This is a genomic window from Lactiplantibacillus sp. YT640 (assembly GCF_049745435.1).
Taxonomy (GTDB): domain Bacteria; phylum Bacillota; class Bacilli; order Lactobacillales; family Lactobacillaceae; genus Lactiplantibacillus; species Lactiplantibacillus plantarum.
This window is the reverse complement of record NZ_JBMNVY010000101.1, coordinates 1-383: the sequence shown is the minus strand read 5'-3', so window position 1 is coordinate 383 and position 383 is coordinate 1. Positions and strand designations below refer to the sequence as shown.

The 383-nt window shown below is 36.3% G+C and carries 1 pseudogene; it reads right to left on the bottom strand.

From position 1 onward, the window contains the following. A pseudogene (locus ACOV1R_RS16110) lies at window positions 1-383 on the bottom strand (MobQ family relaxase); the annotation flags it as partial.

The window sequence follows — 383 nt, the reverse complement described above, 5'->3', positions numbered from 1 at the left end:
GTGCGATCAACTACTTTATTTAAGAGTTCGTCTGCTTTTTTTAGTGAACTTTCTTGTTGGTTAATCGTCAATAATTGCTTAGTGACATCTTCACCAACAGCGTGCTTAATTAAGGTACTGTTTTTCCAATTAAATAGCATGCGCCGCTTATCATCTAAACTTTCCAAACTAATATAAGTTTTCAGTTCGTGGCTTAACTCTTTGACCACTTTTTTCTCGTTAAACGAGAAGTGTTTACTTAGGCTATCCAAGTGGCCTCGATTAACTACTTTCTCCTGCATATTTTTATAGCCATCTTTGGACTTACGATAGTTCTTAACTTGTTGATTAAATGCCTTTCTTTCATGCCGTTTGCTATTGATTCCCTCGTGTTGCATTGGTGT